Annotated in this window: 21 protein-coding genes; 12 read left to right on the forward strand and 9 right to left on the reverse strand. The window is 73.3% G+C overall.

Going from position 1 to position 19,122, the window contains the following annotated elements; all coding sequences use genetic code 11:
* Positions 1-286: 286 nt before the first annotated feature.
* From ACQKQD_RS23125 to ACQKQD_RS23145, 5 genes are all read right to left on the reverse strand, one after another.
* On the reverse strand, positions 287-1,615 hold the full coding sequence (locus ACQKQD_RS23125) for an MFS transporter (RefSeq protein ID WP_427509667.1): 1,329 nt from the start codon (positions 1,613-1,615) through the stop codon (positions 287-289).
* A 339-nt stretch (positions 1,616-1,954) separates the two neighbouring features.
* Complete coding sequence (locus ACQKQD_RS23130) at positions 1,955-2,881, reverse strand: hydroxymethylglutaryl-CoA lyase (protein WP_020093778.1); 927 nt, start codon at positions 2,879-2,881, stop codon at positions 1,955-1,957.
* Positions 2,878-4,071 carry a CaiB/BaiF CoA transferase family protein gene (locus ACQKQD_RS23135; protein ID WP_427509668.1) on the reverse strand — a complete coding sequence of 398 codons (1,194 nt, stop codon included), beginning with the start codon at positions 4,069-4,071 and terminating at the stop codon, positions 2,878-2,880. The genes ACQKQD_RS23130 and ACQKQD_RS23135 overlap by 4 nt, the downstream gene beginning before the upstream one ends.
* Positions 4,072-4,171: 100 nt before the next feature.
* Positions 4,172-5,092 (reverse strand): LysR substrate-binding domain-containing protein, encoded by a 921-nt coding sequence (locus ACQKQD_RS23140; protein ID WP_427509669.1) that lies wholly within the window; start codon positions 5,090-5,092, stop codon positions 4,172-4,174.
* Between the two features lie 25 nt (positions 5,093-5,117).
* A complete protein-coding gene (locus ACQKQD_RS23145; protein WP_020093781.1) occupies positions 5,118-5,492 on the reverse strand; it encodes a hypothetical protein in 375 nt (124 codons plus the stop codon).
* A gap of 230 nt (positions 5,493-5,722) precedes the next feature.
* On the opposite strand from ACQKQD_RS23145, the gene ACQKQD_RS23150 reads away from it, so the two are divergent.
* The 9 genes from ACQKQD_RS23150 (at position 5,723) to ACQKQD_RS23190 (ending at position 14,371) form a co-directional block, all read left to right on the forward strand.
* Positions 5,723-6,346: a LemA family protein gene (locus ACQKQD_RS23150; RefSeq protein WP_376738905.1), complete on the forward strand. Its 624-nt coding sequence runs from the start codon at positions 5,723-5,725 to the stop codon at positions 6,344-6,346.
* A gap of 34 nt (positions 6,347-6,380) precedes the next feature.
* Positions 6,381-7,193 carry a TPM domain-containing protein gene (locus ACQKQD_RS23155; RefSeq protein ID WP_427509670.1) on the forward strand — a complete coding sequence of 271 codons (813 nt, stop codon included), beginning with the start codon at positions 6,381-6,383 and terminating at the stop codon, positions 7,191-7,193.
* Entirely contained in the window at positions 7,183-7,815 is a 633-nt protein-coding gene (locus tag ACQKQD_RS23160; RefSeq protein ID WP_091927376.1) for a TPM domain-containing protein, read from the forward strand. The genes ACQKQD_RS23155 and ACQKQD_RS23160 overlap by 11 nt, the downstream gene beginning before the upstream one ends.
* Positions 7,816-8,118: 303 nt before the next feature.
* A complete protein-coding gene (locus tag ACQKQD_RS23165) occupies positions 8,119-9,435 on the forward strand; it encodes a glycosyltransferase (RefSeq protein ID WP_427509671.1) in 1,317 nt (438 codons plus the stop codon).
* A complete protein-coding gene (locus ACQKQD_RS23170; protein ID WP_020093786.1) occupies positions 9,435-9,671 on the forward strand; it encodes a ferredoxin in 237 nt (78 codons plus the stop codon). Before ACQKQD_RS23165 ends, ACQKQD_RS23170 begins: the two co-directional genes overlap by 1 nt.
* Positions 9,668-10,993 carry an NAD(P)/FAD-dependent oxidoreductase gene (locus ACQKQD_RS23175; protein WP_427509672.1) on the forward strand — a complete coding sequence of 442 codons (1,326 nt, stop codon included), beginning with the start codon at positions 9,668-9,670 and terminating at the stop codon, positions 10,991-10,993. Before ACQKQD_RS23170 ends, ACQKQD_RS23175 begins: the two co-directional genes overlap by 4 nt.
* Positions 10,986-12,227, forward strand: a complete 1,242-nt coding sequence (locus ACQKQD_RS23180; protein WP_427509673.1) for a cytochrome P450 — start codon at positions 10,986-10,988, stop codon at positions 12,225-12,227. Before ACQKQD_RS23175 ends, ACQKQD_RS23180 begins: the two co-directional genes overlap by 8 nt.
* Before the next feature lie 185 nt (positions 12,228-12,412).
* Complete coding sequence (locus tag ACQKQD_RS23185) at positions 12,413-13,588, forward strand: zinc-dependent alcohol dehydrogenase (RefSeq protein ID WP_091681780.1); 1,176 nt, start codon at positions 12,413-12,415, stop codon at positions 13,586-13,588.
* Positions 13,589-13,702: 114 nt separating this feature from the next.
* The gene (locus tag ACQKQD_RS23190) at positions 13,703-14,371 is read left to right on the forward strand and encodes an SOS response-associated peptidase (RefSeq protein ID WP_427509674.1); all 669 of its coding nucleotides are present in this window, start codon (positions 13,703-13,705) and stop codon (positions 14,369-14,371) included.
* A 6-nt stretch (positions 14,372-14,377) separates the two neighbouring features.
* Here the strand turns inward: ACQKQD_RS23190 and ACQKQD_RS23195 are convergent, their stop codons facing one another.
* The 3 genes from ACQKQD_RS23195 to ACQKQD_RS23205 form a co-directional block, all read right to left on the reverse strand.
* Positions 14,378-15,148 carry a lytic transglycosylase domain-containing protein gene (locus tag ACQKQD_RS23195; RefSeq protein WP_427509675.1) on the reverse strand — a complete coding sequence of 257 codons (771 nt, stop codon included), beginning with the start codon at positions 15,146-15,148 and terminating at the stop codon, positions 14,378-14,380.
* A 72-nt stretch (positions 15,149-15,220) separates the two neighbouring features.
* The gene (locus ACQKQD_RS23200) at positions 15,221-15,481 is read right to left on the reverse strand and encodes a hypothetical protein (RefSeq protein ID WP_020093792.1); all 261 of its coding nucleotides are present in this window, start codon (positions 15,479-15,481) and stop codon (positions 15,221-15,223) included.
* 48 nt (positions 15,482-15,529) lie between these two features.
* Complete coding sequence (locus tag ACQKQD_RS23205) at positions 15,530-15,820, reverse strand: hypothetical protein (protein WP_170863009.1); 291 nt, start codon at positions 15,818-15,820, stop codon at positions 15,530-15,532.
* Between the two features lie 137 nt (positions 15,821-15,957).
* Between ACQKQD_RS23205 and ACQKQD_RS23210 the strand changes: the two genes are divergently transcribed.
* Positions 15,958-16,179 carry a hypothetical protein gene (locus ACQKQD_RS23210; protein WP_100252755.1) on the forward strand — a complete coding sequence of 74 codons (222 nt, stop codon included), beginning with the start codon at positions 15,958-15,960 and terminating at the stop codon, positions 16,177-16,179.
* Positions 16,180-16,256: 77 nt separating this feature from the next.
* Here ACQKQD_RS23210 and ACQKQD_RS23215 read toward each other — a convergent pair whose 3' ends face one another.
* Positions 16,257-17,537 (reverse strand): hypothetical protein, encoded by a 1,281-nt coding sequence (locus ACQKQD_RS23215; RefSeq protein ID WP_427509676.1) that lies wholly within the window; start codon positions 17,535-17,537, stop codon positions 16,257-16,259.
* Between the two features lie 117 nt (positions 17,538-17,654).
* On the opposite strand from ACQKQD_RS23215, the gene ACQKQD_RS23220 reads away from it, so the two are divergent.
* Both ACQKQD_RS23220 and ACQKQD_RS23225 read left to right on the forward strand, forming a co-directional pair.
* On the forward strand, positions 17,655-18,266 hold the full coding sequence (locus tag ACQKQD_RS23220) for an NnrU family protein (protein WP_020093796.1): 612 nt from the start codon (positions 17,655-17,657) through the stop codon (positions 18,264-18,266).
* Positions 18,267-18,394: 128 nt separating this feature from the next.
* The gene (locus tag ACQKQD_RS23225; RefSeq protein ID WP_020093797.1) at positions 18,395-19,105 is read left to right on the forward strand and encodes a tetratricopeptide repeat protein; all 711 of its coding nucleotides are present in this window, start codon (positions 18,395-18,397) and stop codon (positions 19,103-19,105) included.
* Positions 19,106-19,122: the final 17 nt, after the last annotated feature.

Here is a 19,122-nt window from a genome sequence, read left to right on the forward strand (position 1 = left end):
CGAGGTTTTTTGCTCCACCGCGCAACCGGCGGCATTCCCGCCATGGTTACTGATACGTTCACTGATTTCGGCCGCTGAGATCGGCGTCTGAACCGGATATCGGCATCGGCCGATCCCGGCGGCGCGCAACCTCGGGGGGCCCCCGGCGCCGATCCGGGGCCGCTCGGTCGCGGTGGTCGCGCGCCTGACCGATCCCGCCCGCGCGGCGTGCGGCCACGCCCGTCTCGCCCCGCTCCGGGGCCAGGCGCGACCCGCCGCCCTGGCCGCGCCGGGGCGGCGGGCCGTCTCACGCCGCGCGGTCGCTCCGGCGCAGGCTCGCCGGCATGGCGAAGAGCGCGAGCCCGGCGGCGGCGAGGCAGAGCACGCCGATCCCGTAGAGCGCGGGCGTCGTCGAGCCGGTGAGATCCTTCACCCAGCCGACCATCACCGGGCTGACGATGCCACCGAACTGCCCGAGCGTGTTGATCAGCGCGATCCCGCCCGCCGCGCCGACGCCGGTGACGAGCTTGGCCGGCAGGGTCCAGAAGGTCGGGATCGAGGCGACGATGCCGGCCCCCAGCAGCGCCAGGGCGAACATCAGCGGCACGATGTGCTTGTCGAACAGGCCGGCGCCGAAGAAGCCGAGCGCCGCCGCGATGGCGAGGCCCGCGACGAATTTCGGCCGCTCGCCCGAGGCGTCGGACAGGCGCCCGATCACCACCATGCTGATCGCCCCGCAGATGTAAGGGATCGCCGTCAGGAAGCCCACCGAGGCCGCCTGCCCGCCGCTCGCGGTCTTGATCAGGTCCGGCCCCCAGAAGTTCAGGCCGTACGAGCCGATCTGGAGCAGGAAGTAGATCAGCGCGATCATCAGGAAGCCGGGCTGCTTGATCGCCCCGATCAGCGAGTGGTCGCCGATGTCCCGGTTGTGGTGTGCGATCCGGCTCGACAGGAGCGCCTTCTCGGGCTCGGACAGCCAGCGGGCATCAGCGATCCGGTCGTCGAGGCGCGTCAGCACGAGCATTCCGAGCACGAGGCAGGGCAGGCCGCCGGCCAGGAACAGCCATTGCCAGCCGGCGAGGCCGCCGACGCCGTTGAGGCCGCCGAGGATCAGGCCCGCCACCGGCGCCCCGAAGATCCCCGAGAAGGCCGAGGCCACGAACATGAACGAGGTGATGCGGCCGCGATGCGAGGCCGGGAACCAGATGGTCAGGTAATAGAGGATGCCCGGCGCGAAGCCCGCCTCCATGGCGCCGATCAGGAAGCGCAGGGCGTAGAAGTGCCACTCGCTGCGGATGAAGATCATCAGCGCGGTGGCGATGCCCCAGGAGATCATGATCCGGGCGATCCAGCGCCGCGCCCCGACCCGGTAGAGGAACAGGTTCGAGGGCACCTCGAAGATCACGTAGCCGACGACAAACATGCTCGCGCCGAGCCCGTAGGCGACGTTGCTGAAGCCGAGGTCGCTCTGGAGCTGGAATTTGGCGAAGCTGATGTTGATGCGGTCGAAGAACGCGAACATGTAGCAGATCATGATCAGCGGCATGAGCCGCCACGCGACCTTGCGGACGACGCCGGTCTCCGTCACCGCGCCGGCCTCGGCGGCGGCCGGCGACCCGGACAGGGCTGCAGTCATGGTTTCCTCCGTGGTGTGTTCTTGAGGGACGTGTCGTGGGCGGTGCCGCCTTCGGGCGGGCGGCTTCCCGCGAAGTCAGGTTCGGTCGCAGCTCACGGCACACGACGGCGACGCCGCCTTCGCCGGATGAGGCGCGGGTCCCCTCTCCCGTGCGGGAGAGGGACAGGGTGAGGGATCAGGTCTGTCCGGATGAGAAGCGTCCTGCCGGCGCGTCGACGGTGTGCCGCATCCGGAGAGTTCTCATCCCTCACCCCGACCCTCTCCCGAACGGGAGAGGGAGCGCGTCGCGTCCAAAGCGTGGGGCGGGCCATTGTGAGCCCGCCCCTCCCCGTCTCCGGCTCAGGCCGCCCGGGCGGGGGCCGGATGCAGGTCGCAGGGCCGTCCGGCCTTGGCGACCTGGCCGGGCACGTCGTGGCCGACGAGGCGCGGCAGGTCCCGCGACAGGCCGATCAGCGCCGGGAGGTCGAGGCCTGTCGGCAGGCCCATCTCGTGGGCCATGCTGACGAGATCCTCGGTGCAGATGTTGCCGGTGGCACCGGGCGCGAACGGGCAGCCGCCCAGGCCGCCGAGCGCCGCATCGAAGCGCCGGGCGCCCGCGTCGTAGGCCGCCAGCACGTTGGCGAGGCCGAGGCCGCGCGTGTTGTGGAAGTGGAGCGTCAGGCGCCCGGGACCGACCAGGGGCAGGACCCGCGCGACGAGGCGGCTCACCTGCCGGGGATTGGCCATGCCGGTCGTGTCGGCCAGCGTCACCCCGTCGACGCCCAGCGACAGGTAGCGCTCCACCTGCGCGACGACCCTGTCGGCCGGCTGGTCGCCCTCGAACGGGCAGCCGAAGGCGGTCGCCACCGTGGCGTTGGTGCTGAGCGGGGCGCCGCGCACCGAATCCATGATCCGCGCGAAGCCGGCGATCGAGTCGGCCGGGCTCATGCCCATGTTGGCGCGGTTGTGGGTCTCACTCACCGAGGCGACGAGGTTGATCTCGTCGACCCTGGCGGCGAGCGCCCGCTCGGCGCCCTTCGGGTTCGGCACCAGGGCGACGTAGACGGTCCCGGACCGGCGCCGGATCCCGGAGAAGACCTCGGCCGCGTCGGCGAGCGCCGGCACCGCCTTCGGCGAGACGAAGGACGAGACCTCGATCCGGCTGAAGCCGGCCGCCGCCAGGGCATCGATCAGGCGGATCTTCTCCGCCGTTGGCACGAAGACCGGCTCGATCTGGAAGCCGTCGCGGGTCGCGACCTCCTGGACGATCAGCGCGTCGCCGCTCATGCCACGGCTCCCTTCTCGCGCAGCGCGGCGATGCGCGCCGGGTCGAGACCGAGTTCGGCGAGCACGGAATCGGTGTGGGCGCCGAGGGCCGGCCCCTGCCAGCGGACCTCGCCGGGCGTGTCGGAGAGCTTCGGCACGATGCCGGGCATCTTCACCGCGGTCCCGCCAGGCAGCTCCGCCTGCAGGATCATGTCGCGCGCCTGATAATGCGGGTCGGCCACGATGTCGGCCACCGAGTAGATGCGGCCAGCCGGCACGTCGGCGGCGTCGAGGGCGGCGAGCGCCTCCTCGACCGTCTGCGTCTTCGACCAGTCGGCGATGGTGCCGTCCAGCATGGCGGATTGCCTGGAGCGGCCCTCGTTGTTGCGTAGCGCCGGGTCGTCCGCGAGGTCGGGACGGCCGATCGCCGCCATCAGGCGGCGGAAGATCGGGTCGCTGTTGCCGGCGATGACGACGTAGCCGCCGTCCCGGGTCGGATAGGTGTTCGACGGGGTGATGCCCGGCAGCGCGCCGCCGGTGCGGGTGCGGACCTCGCCGAGCAGGTCGTACTCGGGGACGAGGCTCTCCATGACGTTGAACACGCTCTCGACGAGCGAGACGTCGATGACCTGACCGGCACCCTGCCCGGTCTTGACCCGCAGCAGGGCCATCAGCGCGCCGATGACGCCGTGGAGCGAGGCCAGGGTGTCGCCGATGCTGACGCCGACCCGGGCCGGCGGGGCCTCCGGGCTGCCGGTGGTGAAGCGGATGCCGCCCATCGACTCGCCGATGGCGCCGAAGCCGGGCCGGTCGCGGTAGGGGCCGGTCTGGCCGTAGCCGGAGATCCGCACCATCACGAGCTTCGGGTTGAGGGCGGAGAGCACGTCCCAGCCGAGGCCGAGCTTCTCCAGGCCGCCGGGACGGAAGTTCTCGACCACCACGTCGGCGCTCGCGGCGAGCTGCTTGACGATGTCGAGCCCCTCGGGCGACTTCAGATTGACGGCGATCGACTTCTTGTTGCGCGACTGCAGGTACCACCAGAGCGAGGTGCCCTCGTGCATCTTGCGCCACTTCCGGAGGGGATCGCCCTCACCCGGGGGCTCGACCTTGATGACCTCGGCGCCGAACTCGGCCATCAGCCGCGTCGCGAAGGGCGCGGCGATCAGCTGACCGAGCTCGAGAACGCGGATACCGCTGAGCGGACCGGACACGGCTTTCCTCCATCGTTTGTTGCCCCGGAGATAGGGCTCTTCCGATAGCCAAGTCCAAACGCCATGCACCACCGTGCGTTCGCCGCAGGAGAACGCACGCTCAGCGACCGGCGGCCCGGAGATGCTCCAGCAGGAGGGCGGCCGCGGGTGACAGGGCGCCCGGGCGGACGACGAGGCGCAGCGTGCGCACGGCCCAGGGATCGGTGAGCGGCACCGCGGCGAGCCGCATCGGGGGGCCGAGCAGGGTGTAGACGCGCTCCGGCACGGTCCCGAGGCCGAGCCCGACCTGCGCCATGCGGCAGATCGCGTCGAAGCTCGGGACGTGCATGCGCAGCCGCAGCGGCCGGCCGAGGCGCCGGGCCTCGTCGCGCAGGGCGGCGTAGATCGAGCTCTCCGCGTGCAGCCCGACATGGTCGTAGTCGAGGGTGTCGGCCAGCGCGACGGCGCCGCGTCCGCTCAGGGGATGCCCGGCCGGCATCACCAGGACGAGGCGGTCGCTCCGGTACGGGTAGGCGGTGAGGCTGCGGGTGTCGGTGTTGTCCGCGCAGAGGCCGAGATCGGCGAAGCCCTCCTCGACGCCGGCGACGACGCCGCCGCTCGGCCGCTCCTCCAGGTCGACCCGGATCCCGTCCTGCGCCGCCAGGAAGGCCTGCAGGTCCTCGGGCAGGAACTCCACGATGGCCGAGAGGTTGGCGAGCACCCGCACGAATCCGCGCACGCCCCGGGCGTGCTCGGCGAGTTCCAGGGCGATCTGCTCGGCGCTCGCCAGCATCCGGCGCGTGTGGTGCAGCAGGGTCTCGCCCGCCGGAGTGAGCCGCATGCCGCGCGGCTCGCGGGTGAGCAGGGTGCAGCCCAGCGCGTGCTCCAGCTCGGCGAGGCGCTTGCTCACCGCGGAGGGCGCGATCGCCGCCCGGCGGGCCGCGCCGTTCAGGGTCCCCTCCGCGCAGATGGCCGCGAACAGCCGGAGCGTCTTCAGGTCGAGGCGGCTCAGGGTCGCGGCCGCGGGCAGGTCGGCGGACATCGGGCGGCTCGGTCCGGGGGCGCCCTCAGTCGCGCGATCCGACCGGCTGGCCGTAGGTGCCGAGTCCGGCCTTGGCCCCCTCCCGGTTGACGAGGCCGAAGCGCAGCACAGCCTGCTCCAGGTAGTCGATCGCGTCGACGAGGTGGGCGCGCGCCGCGGCGACGCTCTCGTCCCCCTCCTCGACCGGCGTCTCGGCGAGCTTCACGGCGGCGATCAGGACGCGGTCGCGCTCGTCCTCGATCCGCGGGTCGCGGGCGAGGTGGCCCCGGACCCGGGCGTCGAACGTCGCGATGACCGACCAGGGCAGCGCGTCCTTGCCGGACGGCGCCCGGTACGCCCGAGCGTGGCGCCGCGCGTCGGCGCTGGCGGCCCTGACATCGTCGGCGAGTGCTGCATCCATTCCCGGCCTCCGCGGCGCCGCGCCGATCGGTCCTCGGCCGGACCATCTGCTCGAGGGTCCGAACGTGCGCCGGCCCGGTCCGTTGCCGACGCCCTTAGCGGGCCGCGCCACAAACCTTCAAGACCCGTCGGGCGAGGGCCTTACCTTGGCGGTTCCGGCCCTTATCTCTCGGGCTCGTGATCAAGCGGCCGAGTCTCGGCCGGCAGATGGGGGACGATATGGGAACGACGCTGACGGCCGGCGCGGTGCGCCGGACATCGCCCGCGGCGCGCCTCCTCGGCGTGCTCTCGGTGATCCTGGTGGCCGCGGGTCTCTCCGGCTGCGGGGCGGTCAACCGGGTGCCGACGCTGCAGGAGCAGGCCAAATCCGCGTGGAGCGAGGTGCAGAACCAGTACCAGCGGCGGGCCGACCTGATCCCCAACCTCGTCGAGACCGTGAAGGGCTACGCCCAGCAGGAGAAGGACGTGCTGATCGGCGTCACCGAGGCGCGCGCCAAGGCGTCCAGCGTGAAGGTCGACGCCTCCACGGTCAGCGATCCGCAGAAATTCAAGGAGTACCAGGACGCCCAGAACCAGCTCTCGGGCGCGCTCGGACGCCTGCTGGTGACGGTGGAGCGGTATCCCGACCTCAAGTCGAACCAGAACTTCCTCGCCCTGCAATCCCAGCTGGAGGGCACCGAGAACCGCATCGCGGTGGCGCGGCGCGACTACATCACGGCCGTGCAGGCCTACAACACCGAGGTGCGCACGATCCCGGGCCGCTGGATCGCGGCCGTGCTGTACCCCGACGCCAAGCCGATGGAGACCTTCACGGCGACGCCGAACGCCGACCGGCCGCCGAACGTGAAGTTCTAGGATGCGGCGCGTGGGGCGGCGCGTAGGACCGACCATGACCCGGACCCGGGGCGGGATCCTGCCCGACCGGGTGCGGCTCGCCCTGTCGCTCGCCGTCCTGGCGGCCTGCCTGACGGTCTTCGCGCTCGGGGCGCTGGCGGCCGAGCTGACCTTCCCGGCGCTGACCGGCCGCGTCGTCGACGCGGCCGGCATCCTGACGCCGGAGCAGCGCGGCACCCTCGAGGCCAAGCTGAAGGCGCACGAGGACAAGACCTCGGACCAAGTGGTCGTCGCCACGGTGCCGAACCTGCAGGGCACGACCGTCGAGGACTACGCCAACCGCCTGTTCCGGGACTGGAAACTCGGGCAGGCCAAGACCAACAACGGCGTCCTGCTGCTGGTGGCCCCGAGCGAGCGGAAGGTCCGGATCGAGGTCGGCTACGGCCTGGAGGGGGCGCTGACCGACGCCCTGTCCAAGGTGATCATCGCCGGCGCCATCACGCCGCGCTTCAAGACCGGCGACTATTTCGGCGGCCTCGACGCCGGCGTCGACGGCATCCTGTCGATCCTGGCCGGCGACGCGCAGGACTGGCAGCGCGAGCCGCAGGTGCGGTCCGACGAGGTCGATCCCGCCCAGGTGGCGGTCTTCGTCGTCCTGCTCCTGATCGTGGTGTTCGTCGCGTGGCGCATGAGCCGGGGCGGCCGGTCGGGACCCGGCGGCCTCGTCATCCTGCCGGGCCCCGGCTCGGGCGGGTGGGGCGGCGGCTTCTCGGACGGCGGGTCGGGCGGCTCCTCGGGCGGTTTCGACGGTGGATTTTCCGGCGGCGGCGGCTCGTCGGGCGGCGGAGGGGCCTCCGGTGACTGGTAGACGCGCGGCTGTCCTGACTCCGGAAGCGCGGGAGCGGCTCGCCCAGGCGGTCGGGCGCGCGGAGGCCGGGACCTCGGGCGAGATCGTCGTGATGGTGAGCCGGCGCGCCGGCGCCTACCGCTCGATCGTGCTGCTCACCGCCCTCGTCGCGGCGCTGGTCCTGCCCTGGCCGCTGATCGCCCTGACCGCCTGGAGCGCCGCGTCGATCCTGCTGGCGCAGGCGGCCCTCGTGGCGGCGATCCTCGCGGCGAGCCAGAACGAGCGGCTGCGCATGGCCCTGGTGCCGCGCCGCCTGCGCCGCGCCCGCGCCCGGGAGGCGGCCCGGCGGGCCTTCTGGTCGCGCGGCCTGAGCCTGACGCGCCGGCGCACCGGCATCCTGCTCTACCTGTCGCTCGCCGAGCGGCACGCCGAGATCGTCACCGATCTCGGCGTCCTGCGGGAGATCCCGCCCTCCGCCTGGGACGGGATCCTCGCCGAGCTGATACCGGCGCTCGGGCGCGGCGCCATCGAGGACGGCCTGACGGCGGCGGTCGCGCGCGTCGGGGCCTGCCTCGCGGAGCACCTCCCCGCGGGCCCGGGCGATCCCGACGAGCTGCCGAACCGGGTCGTCGTGGTCGACTGACGGCGCCGCCGGCCGTCGCGTTCGGGCGTCCGTGACGCGTCATCCGAACGGTGGACGCGCCCAAATCCGGCAGGCCGCACGATCGCTGTGGCCTGTGACACTCCGATATTGCGTCGGACTTCAACCGGATGCCATGGTGCGGCGCCGCACCAAGCACCTTGGGGTTGTGTAACTGCGCTGGACCGGCCGCGATTTCCCCTGTGAGTCCGGCGCGCCGGGGGCCACGGGGCACCCGCGCGTGAAGGCGCCGGCACCCGAGCAGGAGCGACGCCGGCCCGACCGGCGGCGCTCGAGGAGGCCGTGATGAAGATCCTGATCGCCGCGACGCCGCTCACCGGCCACGTGAACCCGCTCCTCGCCATCGGTCGGACGGTGGCGGCCCGGGGGGACGACGTCCTCGTGCTCACCGACCCGGTCTTCCGGCCGAAGGTCGAGGCGGCGGGCCTGCGCTTCACGCCCTACGCCGACAACCACGCGGCCGAGTACCGCGAGACCGAGCTGCCGGCCGGCCCGGAGCGCTACCGCCGCGAGTTCGAGCGCCGGTTCGTGGATCCGATGCCGGTCCAGGCCGCCGCCCTGCGGGCGCTGATCGCGGCCGAGGCGCCCGACGTGATCCTGGCCGGCAGCATGTTCCTGGGCGCGCTGCCGCTGCTGCTCGACAGCGCGCCGCGGCCGCCGATCGTGACCGTCAACGTCAGCATCCTGTTCCTCGACCGGCCCGACCACGCGCCCGTGGGCCTCGGCCTGCCGCCGGCCCGCGACCGGGACGACCTCGTCCGCTACGCCACCCTGAAGGCCGGCATGGACGCGGCCTTCGTCAACCCGGTGCGGGCCTACACGGACGCGAAGCTCGCCGCGCACGGCCTGCCGCCCCTGCCGGCGTCCCTGCCCCACTCGATCGTGGTCCTGCCGGACCTGTTCCTGCAGCCGACCGTGCCGGGCTTCGAGTACGAGTACGGCACCCTGCCGCCCGGCCTGCGCTTCATCGGCCTGCTCGATCCGCCGACGCCGCCCGCGCCGCTCCCGGACTGGTGGCCCGATCTGGAGGCGGCGAACGCGGCGGGTCGGCCCGTCGTGCTGGTCACCCAGGGCACGCTGGCCAACGCGGATTTCGGCGAGCTGGTCGAGCCGACACTGACCGCCCTGGCCGACCGGGACGATCTGCTGGTCCTGGCCACCACCGGCGGCCGCCCGGTGGACGCGCTGAAGGTTCCGGTCCCGGCCAACGCCCGGGTGTCGTGCTTCCTGCCGTTCCGCGAATTGCTGCCGCGGGTGAGCGTGCTGGTGACCAACGGCGGCTACGGCAGCGTCTCGCAGGCGCTCGCCGCCGGCGTGCCGATCGTGTCGGCCGGCCTGACCGAGGACAAGGCGGAAGTGAACGCGCGCATCGGCTGGTCCGGCGTCGGGATCAACCTCGGGACCAACGCGCCGGCCCCGGAGGCGGTCGGCGCCGCGGTGGCGCGGGTGCTCGGCGAGCCCGACTTCCGGGCGCGCGCCGGGGCGCTGCGGGACGCCTTCGCGGCCCGGGACGCCATGGCGTCGATCCTGACGGCTCTGGACGATCTCGCGCGCGCCGGGACCGATGCCGGGACCGCGCGCCGGCTGGCGAGGTCGGCGTGATGCCGGCCTCCGACACCGCGGCGCTCCGGGTCGTCGTGGATCTCAACCGCTGCCAGGGCTACGCCCAGTGCTGCTACGCCGCGCCGGACGCCTTCGCGATCCGCGGCCACGAGATCCTGTTCTACGATCCCGCGCCGCCGGCCGACCGCCGCGGCGCCATCGAGCGGGCGGTGCAGGCCTGCCCGGTCCGCGCCATCAGCCTCCAGGCCGGCCCGGACGACGGAGACGCGCCGTGACTCCCGAACCCGCCGGCATCGTCGTGGTCGGCGCCTCCCTCGCCGGCCTGCGCGGCGCCGAGGCGCTGCGGCGGGGCGGGTACGACGGCCCGCTCACGCTGGTCGGCGCCGAGCCGTACCGGCCCTACGACCGCCCGCCCCTGTCGAAGCACGTGCTCGCCGGCGAGCTCGCCGCCGACGCGACCCGGCTGCCGGAGCTGGCGGATCTGCGCGCCCGCTGGCGTCTCGGGAGCCCGGCCGTCGCCCTCGACCGGGCAGCCCGCACGCTCCGGCTCGCCGACGGGTCGGCGCTGGCCTACGAGGCCCTGCTCATCGCCACCGGCGCCGAGGCCCGGCCCTGGCCGGCCGAGACCGGCGGCGGGCTCGCCGGCATCTTCACCCTGCGCGGGCGCGATGACGCGGCCGCCCTGCGGGACGCCCTGCTGGCGCGCCCGCGGCAGGTGCTCATCGTCGGCGGCGGCCTGATCGGCTGCGAGGCGGCCTCCTGCCTGCGCGACCTCGGCCTGCCCGTGACCCTGGTCGACCCGAACGCCGCGCCCCTGGCCCGGGGTCTCGGGACCTTCGTCGGCGGCGTGATCGCCGAGCGTTTGCGCGAATCCGGCGCCACGTTCCGCCCCGGCACGATGGTGCGGGCGTTCGAGGGCGACGCGGCGGGGCACGTCGCCCGGGCCCGGCTGGCGGACGGCAGCACCATCGAGACCAACTTGGTCATCGCCGCCCTGGGGGCGACCCGGGCGACGGGCTGGCTGCGGGGCGCGGGCCTGCGTGCGGATGCCGGCGGCGTGACCTGCGACGCCGCCTGCCGGGTCCTCGACGCCGACGGGGTGCCCTGCCCGGACATCTACGCCGCGGGCGACGTCGCCCGGTGGCCGATCCCGCTCTACGGCAATCGCCTGATCGCCGTGGAGCACTGGGGCAACGCCGTCGAGCAGGCCGCCCACGCCGCGCGCAACATGCTGGCCGGCCCCGGCGAGCAGCGCCCCTACGGCCACCTGCCGGCTTTCTGGTCGAGCCAGTTCGGGATCAACATCAAGCTCGTCGGCCTCCCCGACGGCGCCGATTCCGTGGCGGTGGTGCAGGGTTCGCGGGCCTCCCGGCGCTTCCTCGCCGTCTACGGCCGTGCCGGGCGCAGCATCGCGGCCGTCTCGTTCGATCAGGCCCGCTGGCTGCCGGCCTACGCGGAGGCGATCACGGCCGGCGACCCGTTCCCGCCGATCACCGACGCCACCGACCGGCCGCGCGTCGAGATGGCGGCACCGGGCTTCCCGCCGCCGCACCGCGCCGCCCCGGTGCGGCCTTCCGCCGAGACCGTCCATGTCTGACGACGCCCTGTTCGCCGCGGTGATGGATCCGGCCAACCGGGCCGACCCGTACCCGCTCTATCGACGGATGCGGCAGCAGCCGGTCTCCCGCCAGCGCGACGGCAGCTACGTCGTCTCCACGCACGCGGCGATCCGCAGCCTGCTGTTCGACCCGCGGCTCAGCTCCGAGGATCTGCCACCGCCCCGGCGGCCCCGCACCGGCAATCCGGTCAAGGACCTGATCCTCAACCCGATCAAGAACCGCATCAGCGCCACGCACCGCCCGTTCATCTTCCGCGATCCCCCGGACCACGACCGGCTGCGCAGCCTGGTGATGCGGGAATTCTCGATCGCGCGGGTTCAGGCGCTGCGGCCGCGGATCGCCCGGGAGGTGGACGGCCTGATCGACGCCTGCCGGGACCGGCGGGAGGTCTGTCTCGTGAGCGACCTCTCCTACCCGCTGCCGGTGACGGTGATCTGCGAGCTGCTCGGCGTGCCGCGCGAGGACGAGCCGCGGTTCCAGGCCTGGGCGACGCAGCTCGCCACGGCCGTCGAGCCGGACGCGCGCCACGACGACGCGACCCGGCGCCAGATCGTCGGCGCCTTCGACGAGATCGCCGCCTACATGCGCGACCTCATCCGGGAGAAGCGGCGGCGCCCGGCCGACGACATGCTGAGCGGCCTCGCCGCCCCCGGTCCGGACGGCCGGAAGCAGATGAGCGACTTCGACCTCCTGTCGACGGCGGTCCTGCTGCTGGTCGCCGGTCACGAGACCACCGTGAACCTCATCACCAACGCCATGCTGACCCTACTCCGGCACCCCGAAGAGCTGGAGCGGCTCCGGGCCGATCCGGAGCGCGCGCCGCGGCTGATCGAGGAGGTCCTGCGCTACGAGCCGCCGGTGCACTTCCGGACCCGCAAGGCTCTCGGCGCGATCGCGGTGGCCGGCGAGATGATCCCCAAGGGGGCACCCGTCATCCTGATGTTCGCCGCCGCGAACCGCGATCCCGACCGGTTCGCGGATCCCGACCGCTTCGATCCCGACCGGGGCGACATCGAGCATTTCGGCTTCGGCGGGGGCCTGCACTACTGCGTCGGCGCGCCCCTGGCGCGGCTCGAGGCCGAGATCGCCCTGGTAGCGCTGAGCCGCCGCCTCGTCACCCCGCGGCTCGCGGTCGATCCGCCGCCCTACCGGCCGGGCGCGTCGCTCCGAGGGCCCGAGCAGCTCGGCATCGGCATCGACGGGATCGCCTGATCCGGACCGGGCCGGCGCGAGTCGTAAAGCGACAGTGAACGGGGCTGTTTCACGTGAAACATTCGTAAACCCCTTCGCCGCGGTCGCCCGGACGGCGTCGCAGGAACTTGGCCGTGCCGAGGTGGGCTTTACGGGAGAGCGGCCGAGACGGCCGCAATCCCGAGAGCTTCCGGAGAGACGACGCCATGAAGGCATTGTGCTGGCACGGCCGCAACGACATCCGCTGCGACACGGTCCCGGATCCGGTCATCGAGGATTCCCGCGACGTCATCATCAAGGTGACGAGCTGCGCGATCTGCGGCTCGGACCTGCACCTGATGGACGGCCTGATGCCGACCATGAAGAGCGGCGACGTCCTCGGCCACGAATTCATGGGCGAGGTCGTCGAGGTCGGACAGGGCTTCACCAAGTTCAAGAAGGGCGACCGGATCGTGGTGCCCTTCAACATCAATTGCGGTGCATGCCGGCAGTGCAAGCTCGGCAACTTCTCGGTCTGCGAGCGGTCGAACCGCAACGCCGAGATGGCGGCCGCGCAGTTCGGCTACACGACGGCCGGCCTGTTCGGCTACTCGCACCTCACCGGCGGCTACGCGGGCGGCCAGGCCGAGTACGTGCGCGTGCCCATGGCGGACGTCGCGCCCATGAAGGTGCCGGACGGCATGGACGACGAATCCGTCCTGTTCCTCACCGACATCCTGCCCACCGGCTGGCAGGGCGCCGAGCACTGCGAGATCCGGGGCGGCGAGACGATCGCGGTTTGGGGCACCGGCCCGGTCGGCATCTTCGCGATCCAGTCCGCGAAGATCATGGGGGCCGGGCGGATCATCGCCATCGAGACCGTGCCCGAGCGGATCGCCCTGGCCAAGAAGGCCGGCGCCACCGACGTCATCGACTTCATGAACGAGGACGTGTTCGAGCGGATCAAGGAGATCACCAAGGGCCAGGGCGCCGACGGCGTGATCGACTGCGTCGGCATGGAGGCGAGCGCCGGCCACGGCGGCCTCACCGGCATGCTGTCGACGGTGCAGGAGAAGCTCACCGCCACGGAGCGCCCCTACGCGCTGGCCGAGGCCATCAAGGCGGTCCGGCCCTGCGGGATCGTCTCGGTGCCGGGCGTCTACGGCGGCCCGATTCCGGTCAACATGGGCTCGATTGTCCAGAAGGGCCTGACCCTCAAGAGCGGTCAGACCCACGTGAAGCGCTACCTCGAGCCGCTGACCAAGCTGATCCAGGAGGGCAAGATCGACATGACCTCCCTGATCACCCACCGCTCGCAGGATCTCGCGGAGGGCCCGGACCTCTACAAGACCTTCCGCGACAAGAAGGACGGCTGCGTGAAGGTGGTGTTCCACCTGAACTGAGGCGGCGGCGTCCCGGTCGGCGATCGGCCGGGACGCCCCTCTCCGCCGGGCTGGGCGCGGCGTCCCGAAAGCGTGTAGAGCCGGCAACGCGCTCACCGACCACGCGGGGTGTCCATGTGCAATCTCTACAGCCTGCGGACCGGCCCGGCGGACCTGCGCCGGGCCTTCGAGATCGCGGAGGATCGCACCGGAAACCTCCCGCTGTTGCCGGTTATCTTTCCCGACCAGCTGGCGCCTGTGGTCCTGAACGGCGCGACCGGCCGCGACCTCGCGATGATGCGCTGGGGCATGCCCGGCCCGAAGGCGTTCGGCGAGCAGCCGATCACCAACGTGCGCAACGCCGCGAGCCCGCACTGGCGGCCCTGGCTCGGCGTCGCCCACCGCTGCCTCGTGCCGGTCACCGCCTTCAGCGAGTACGCCGACACCAAGCCGCGCAAGACGCCCGTCTGGTTCGCCCTCGACGAGGACCGGCCGCTCTTCGCCTTCGCGGGGATCTGGCGGCCCTGGACCGGCGTGCGCGGCACGAAGCGCGAGAACCCCGACCGCGTCGCCGCGGAGCACCGGCTCTTCGCCTTCCTGACCACCGAGGCGAACGGCGTCGTCGGGCCGGTCCATCCCAAGGCCATGCCGGTCCTGCTCACGAAGCCGGAGGAATGGGCGACGTGGCTGGAGGCGCCGACCGCGGAGGCGCTCCGGCTCCAGCGGCCGCTCCCGGACACGGCGATGCGCGAGGTCGCCCGCGGCGCGCGCTCGGACGGGCCGGAGGCCGAAGCCGAGGCGTGAGGGGCGCTAGCCGCCGGCCGGCTCGCCGGAGGACCCGTCGGGCGCGGCCGACCAGCCGCGGGCCCGCCAGCGCGACACCACGGCGGCGTTGAGCCGGGCGATGCGCGCCCGGTGCGCCTCCCAGAACGACATCGGCTTCGCCGGGACGGCGGCGACGCGGGTCCGCTGGACGGGGCCCGTCGGCCGCGCGGCGAGGCGGTCCGGCGCGGCCGCGCGGGCGCTCGCCCGGACGACGCGCGCCTCCGGATTTCTGAGGATCGCCTGGGCGCGGGCGCAGTAGAGTTGCGACAGCGGCGACATCGCCTCCGAACCGTGGCCGGCCCGGTACTTCATCAGGGCGCGGCAGAGGTCGCCGTCGGCCCGGCGCCACGCCTCGGCGAGGTAGCGGACGCCGTAGCGGACGTTGATCTCCGGCGACGCCAGTTCGGCGACGGTGCCGCGGAAGCCGAGCATCGCCGCGGTGGTCGGGCGGACCTGCATCAGACCGACCTCGCCGACGCTGCCGACGACGGTGGGATCGTAGCCGCTCTCGATCCGCGCGACGGCGTCGGCCACCGCGAGAGGCAGGCCGGTGCCGGCGGCCTCGCGGGCGATGAGCGGCAGGTAGCGGGCGCGGGCGTCGGCGGCGACCGGTGCGGGTGCGGGCACGGCCGCAGGCGCGGGCGGGACCGGCGGCAGCGAGGCCATGCCGACGGCGTGCACCGCCAGGAAGGTGGCGGGCCGGGCCTGCGCGGGGGCGGCGCAGGTCAGCAGCAGGAGAAGCAACGGAGCGCGCATCGGCCGCCACGGAGAGGAACCGGAACCTGTCTATCCCGGCCGCCTCAACGAAGCCTTTCGCCGGCACGCGCCCTACTGGATGGGGCCGCGATCCCGCGCCTGCAGCAGCCGCAGGGCCTCGCCCAGGACCGCGTGGAGGTCGGCCGCGCCCTGCTGGCTCAGCGGCAGGCCGACCCGCTGCCCGTGGATCGTGTCGAGGACCAGCATGGCGAGGTCCTCGCCGATCAGCAGGTTGGATCCGGGCAGGCAGAGCGGCAGGACGAAATCGCCCTCGACCTCGCCGAGGGCGTCGACCGCGTCCGCGGGCCGGAAGGGCGGTTTCCGATCGGTCATCGCTCCCCTCCTCGCATTCCTCCCGGCGCCGGTCCCCGGCGCCGCGGCTCAGTCGCGGTCCGGCATCCGCACCGACCGCACCGTGAGCGTGTCGATCTCCAGCGAACCGACCTCCAGGGTGCCGACCCGGGCGCGGCCCACCGAGAGGCGGCCGATCGCGAAGGCGCCGACCGCCACGACGCCGAGGGCCGCGGCCCCGAGAGCCAGCGCGCCCAGGGCCGACGCCCCGATCGCCCCCGCGCCGACGGCGCCCGATCCCAGGATCGCCGTGTCGTGGGACGGGATCACCCCCGTCCCGTCGGGGCGGCTCTGCGCCTCCGGAACCCTCGAACGCGACATGCGGATTCCTCTCCGAGCGGGCGACTCCGGAGCCAGCTATACCCGACGTTAACCGCGTTTTCACGCCGCTCGGAGACGATGGCGCTCGATCCCGGCCGGCCCGGACCGCGCGTCCGCCGCCAGAGAGGACGTCGCCCGTGCAGCACCTGTTCCAGGCCGTCGCGATCTTCGCGTTCGGCTGCCTGCTGATCCATGCCGGTCGCGCCTATGCCCGGGCGACCACGCTCCTGCTCTCCGCGACCGCGCTGATGCTGAGCGTCACCCTCGGCACCGTGCTCTGCCAGCGGATCGGCCTCCCGGGGCGCTCCGTCGCGGCCGGCCCGTCCTACACGGTGGCGCTCGGCCGGCCCGCTCCGTAGAGCCGCGTCCGGTCGGACGGGATGCGCCCGAGGCTCGGGACGGTGTCGCGCGGTGGGGCCGCGCCGGTCGAGCGGGATCAGGGCCAGACGCGGATCGCCACCGGGCGGCGCAGCAGGTCGCGGTCGGAGGTGATCGTGCAGCCCTCCGTGCGCAGGCTCGCGTAGGTCAGCAGCGCCCGGTCGCCGACGTCGTCGAAGTTGCGGCCGCGCGCGTCCGGGTCGAGCAGCGACGGGTAGGCGAGGAGCGGCACCGTCGCCGCGCACGGGTCGTCGTAGAGGGTCGCGCCCTCGAGCAGCAGGCGCGGGCTGTCCCAGGCGATCAGGTCGCGGGAGGTGGTCCAGTAGAAGCCCGACCGGGGAAAGCCCTCCCCCGCCTTGGCCATGAACACGGCGATCCAGGCGCCCGTGCCGCGGTGCCGGACGACGGCGCCGACCGGGCCCGGGAACGGCCCGACCGGCCGGCAGGTCGCCGTGTTCGGGCGGGCAGCGCGGTAGGGGTCCGGGAAGGCGGCGGTGAAGCCGGTGCCGGTCCAGGCCCGCCAGCGGGTCGGATCGGCCGGGTCGTCGCTGCGGAACAGGCAGACCCCGGCCTCCTGATCGCTGCCCGGTCGGGTCCAGCCGGTGGTCGAGGCGAGGAAGTACCGCCACGTCCCGTCCGCGACGATGTTCGACGGGTTGAAGAAGCCGCGGTGGCGGCCTTGGTCGATCTCCTGCCGGAACGGCGCCCCGGCGACCACGACAGGCGGGCTCTGCCGCTTGAAGCTGCGGCCGCCATCCGTCGAGGCGGCCGCCGTGATCGTGTTGTACCAGCAGGCCATGTAGCTGGCCGCCGGGCAGCGGCCGGGATGCTCGTTGGCCTGGTACTCGTGGTGGAGGAGCGCGGCCACGCGGCTCCCGTCCTCGGTCCAGGTGGCGGTGATCCAGGAGCGGTCGTCGTAGGTGGCCGGATCGGGCTTCTCGCCCGAATCGAGCACCACCGCGCAGTCGATCTTGAGATGCTCGAGGTCGGGACCGCGCAGCGCCCGGTTGCGGTAATGCATCCCGTAGAGCGCCACCGCGCCCGACGCGTCCTGGAAGGCGCGCGCCGGCGCGTCGGGCACGTCGGCGCCGTCGCAGGCGTCGCGCCCCGCCTTGAAGACGAGCGCGGCCGGCCCGACCAGCGTCAGCGCCGAGAGCGGCGGCTCGGGCGCGGCCGCGGCAACGCGCGGGAGGAGCGGCAGAAGCACCAGGGGGAGCGCCAGGGAGAGCGCCAGGGAGAGCGCCAGGGAAAGCGTCGGCAGGATCCGGCGCGCCGCCGTCCCGGAGCCGGTTGGGCGCGCGGCGCGCGCCCGTCCGGCGATCCCGTTCGCCCAACCCATGATCGCCACCCGGCTGCGTCCCGGCCGCGCCTGGACAAACAGGCGGAGATTCGCTTGAGAACCATTACAGAGTGCTTGCCGCCGACCGGACGCGCGCGGCCCGACCGAAAGTCATCCATGGTTCTCCTGATCCTCGGGCTGGTGCTGTTCCTCGGCACGCACGCCTTCTCGATGGCCCGCACCCGCCGCGCCGCGATCGTCGGCCGGATCGGCGAGGGCCGCTACAAGCTCGGCTACACCGCCCTGTCGCTGCTCGGGCTCGTGCTGATCGGGATCGGCTTCCACGATTACCGGCTCGCTGGCTACATCCCGGTCTGGGACCCGCCCGTCTGGACGCGCCACCTCGCCCTGACGCTGGTCTGGGCCGCCTTCGTGTGCCTCGCGGCCGCCTACCTGCCGGGCCATATCCGCGCCAAGGCCAAGCACCCGATGCTGCTCGCCGTGAAGATCTGGGCGACGGCGCACCTCCTCGCCAACGGCGATCTCGGCTCGATGCTGCTGTTCGGCGGCTTCCTTGCCTGGGCGGTGACCGCCCGGATCAGCGCCAAGCGCCGGGGCCTCGCCCCGGGGGCGGTCGCGGCCCAGCACGGCGGTCCGGCGGCGGCCCCGCTGGGCTGGCGCAACGACGTCCTGGCCCTGGTGATCGGCACGGCCGCGTGGTTCGTCTTCGCCCGCTACCTGCACTACCCGGTGATCGGCGTGCCGGTCTGGCCGGGTACCCCGGCCTGAGCCGGCCCCCGAGACGACACCCGAGGCGGCCCCGAGACATGGCCTGTCGCCAACCCGGCGCCCGTGTGTTAGGCGCGGGGCCCGAACGCGACGAGGTGGCCCGCTGAGATCATGCGGGCCGGGATAGAATGGCCGAGAACAACGAGTTCCTCCGCGAGGTCGACGAGGATTACCGCCGCGACCGGATCCTCCAGATCTGGAAGCGCTACAGCGGCGTGATCATCGCGCTCGCCGTGCTGCTGGTGGCGGGCGTCGCGGGCTGGCGCTACTGGCAGGCCCAGCAGCGCGCGGCGGCCGAGGTGGCCTCGGTGCAGTTCGACGACGCCAACCGCCTCGCCAAGGACGGCAAGGTCGCGGAGGCCGACAAGGCCTTCGACGCCCTCGAGGCGCAGGGCCCGGCGGGCTACCGCCTGCTCGCCCGGTTCCGCGCCGCGGCCGAGACCGGCAAGCGCGACCCGGCGGCCGGGGCCGCGGAGTTCGACAAGCTCGCCGACGATACCGGCCTCGGCGACGGCCTGCGCGACCTCGCGCGCCTGCGCGCGGCGCTGCTGCGCCTCGACGGGGCGAACCCGGATCCGGCGCTCGCCAATCTCCAGGGCCTCGCGGCCGGGACGCCGTTCCGCCACACGGCCCGCGAGATGCTGGGCCTCGCCGCCCTGAAGAAGGGCGATTACGAGGACGCCAGCCGCTGGTTCGACCAGATCGTGGCCGATCCCGACACGCCGCGGAACCTGCGCGAGCGGATCGAGGTCTACGCGGCGATCGTGGCGGGCGGTCCCGTGACGGTGACCGCGGCCAAGCCCGAGCCCGCCGCGCCGCCCCCGCCGATCACGCGCTGATTTCATCGTCCGGACTG

The sequence above is a fragment of the Methylobacterium sp. NPDC080182 genome, from assembly GCF_050281105.1.
Taxonomy (GTDB): domain Bacteria; phylum Pseudomonadota; class Alphaproteobacteria; order Rhizobiales; family Beijerinckiaceae; genus Methylobacterium.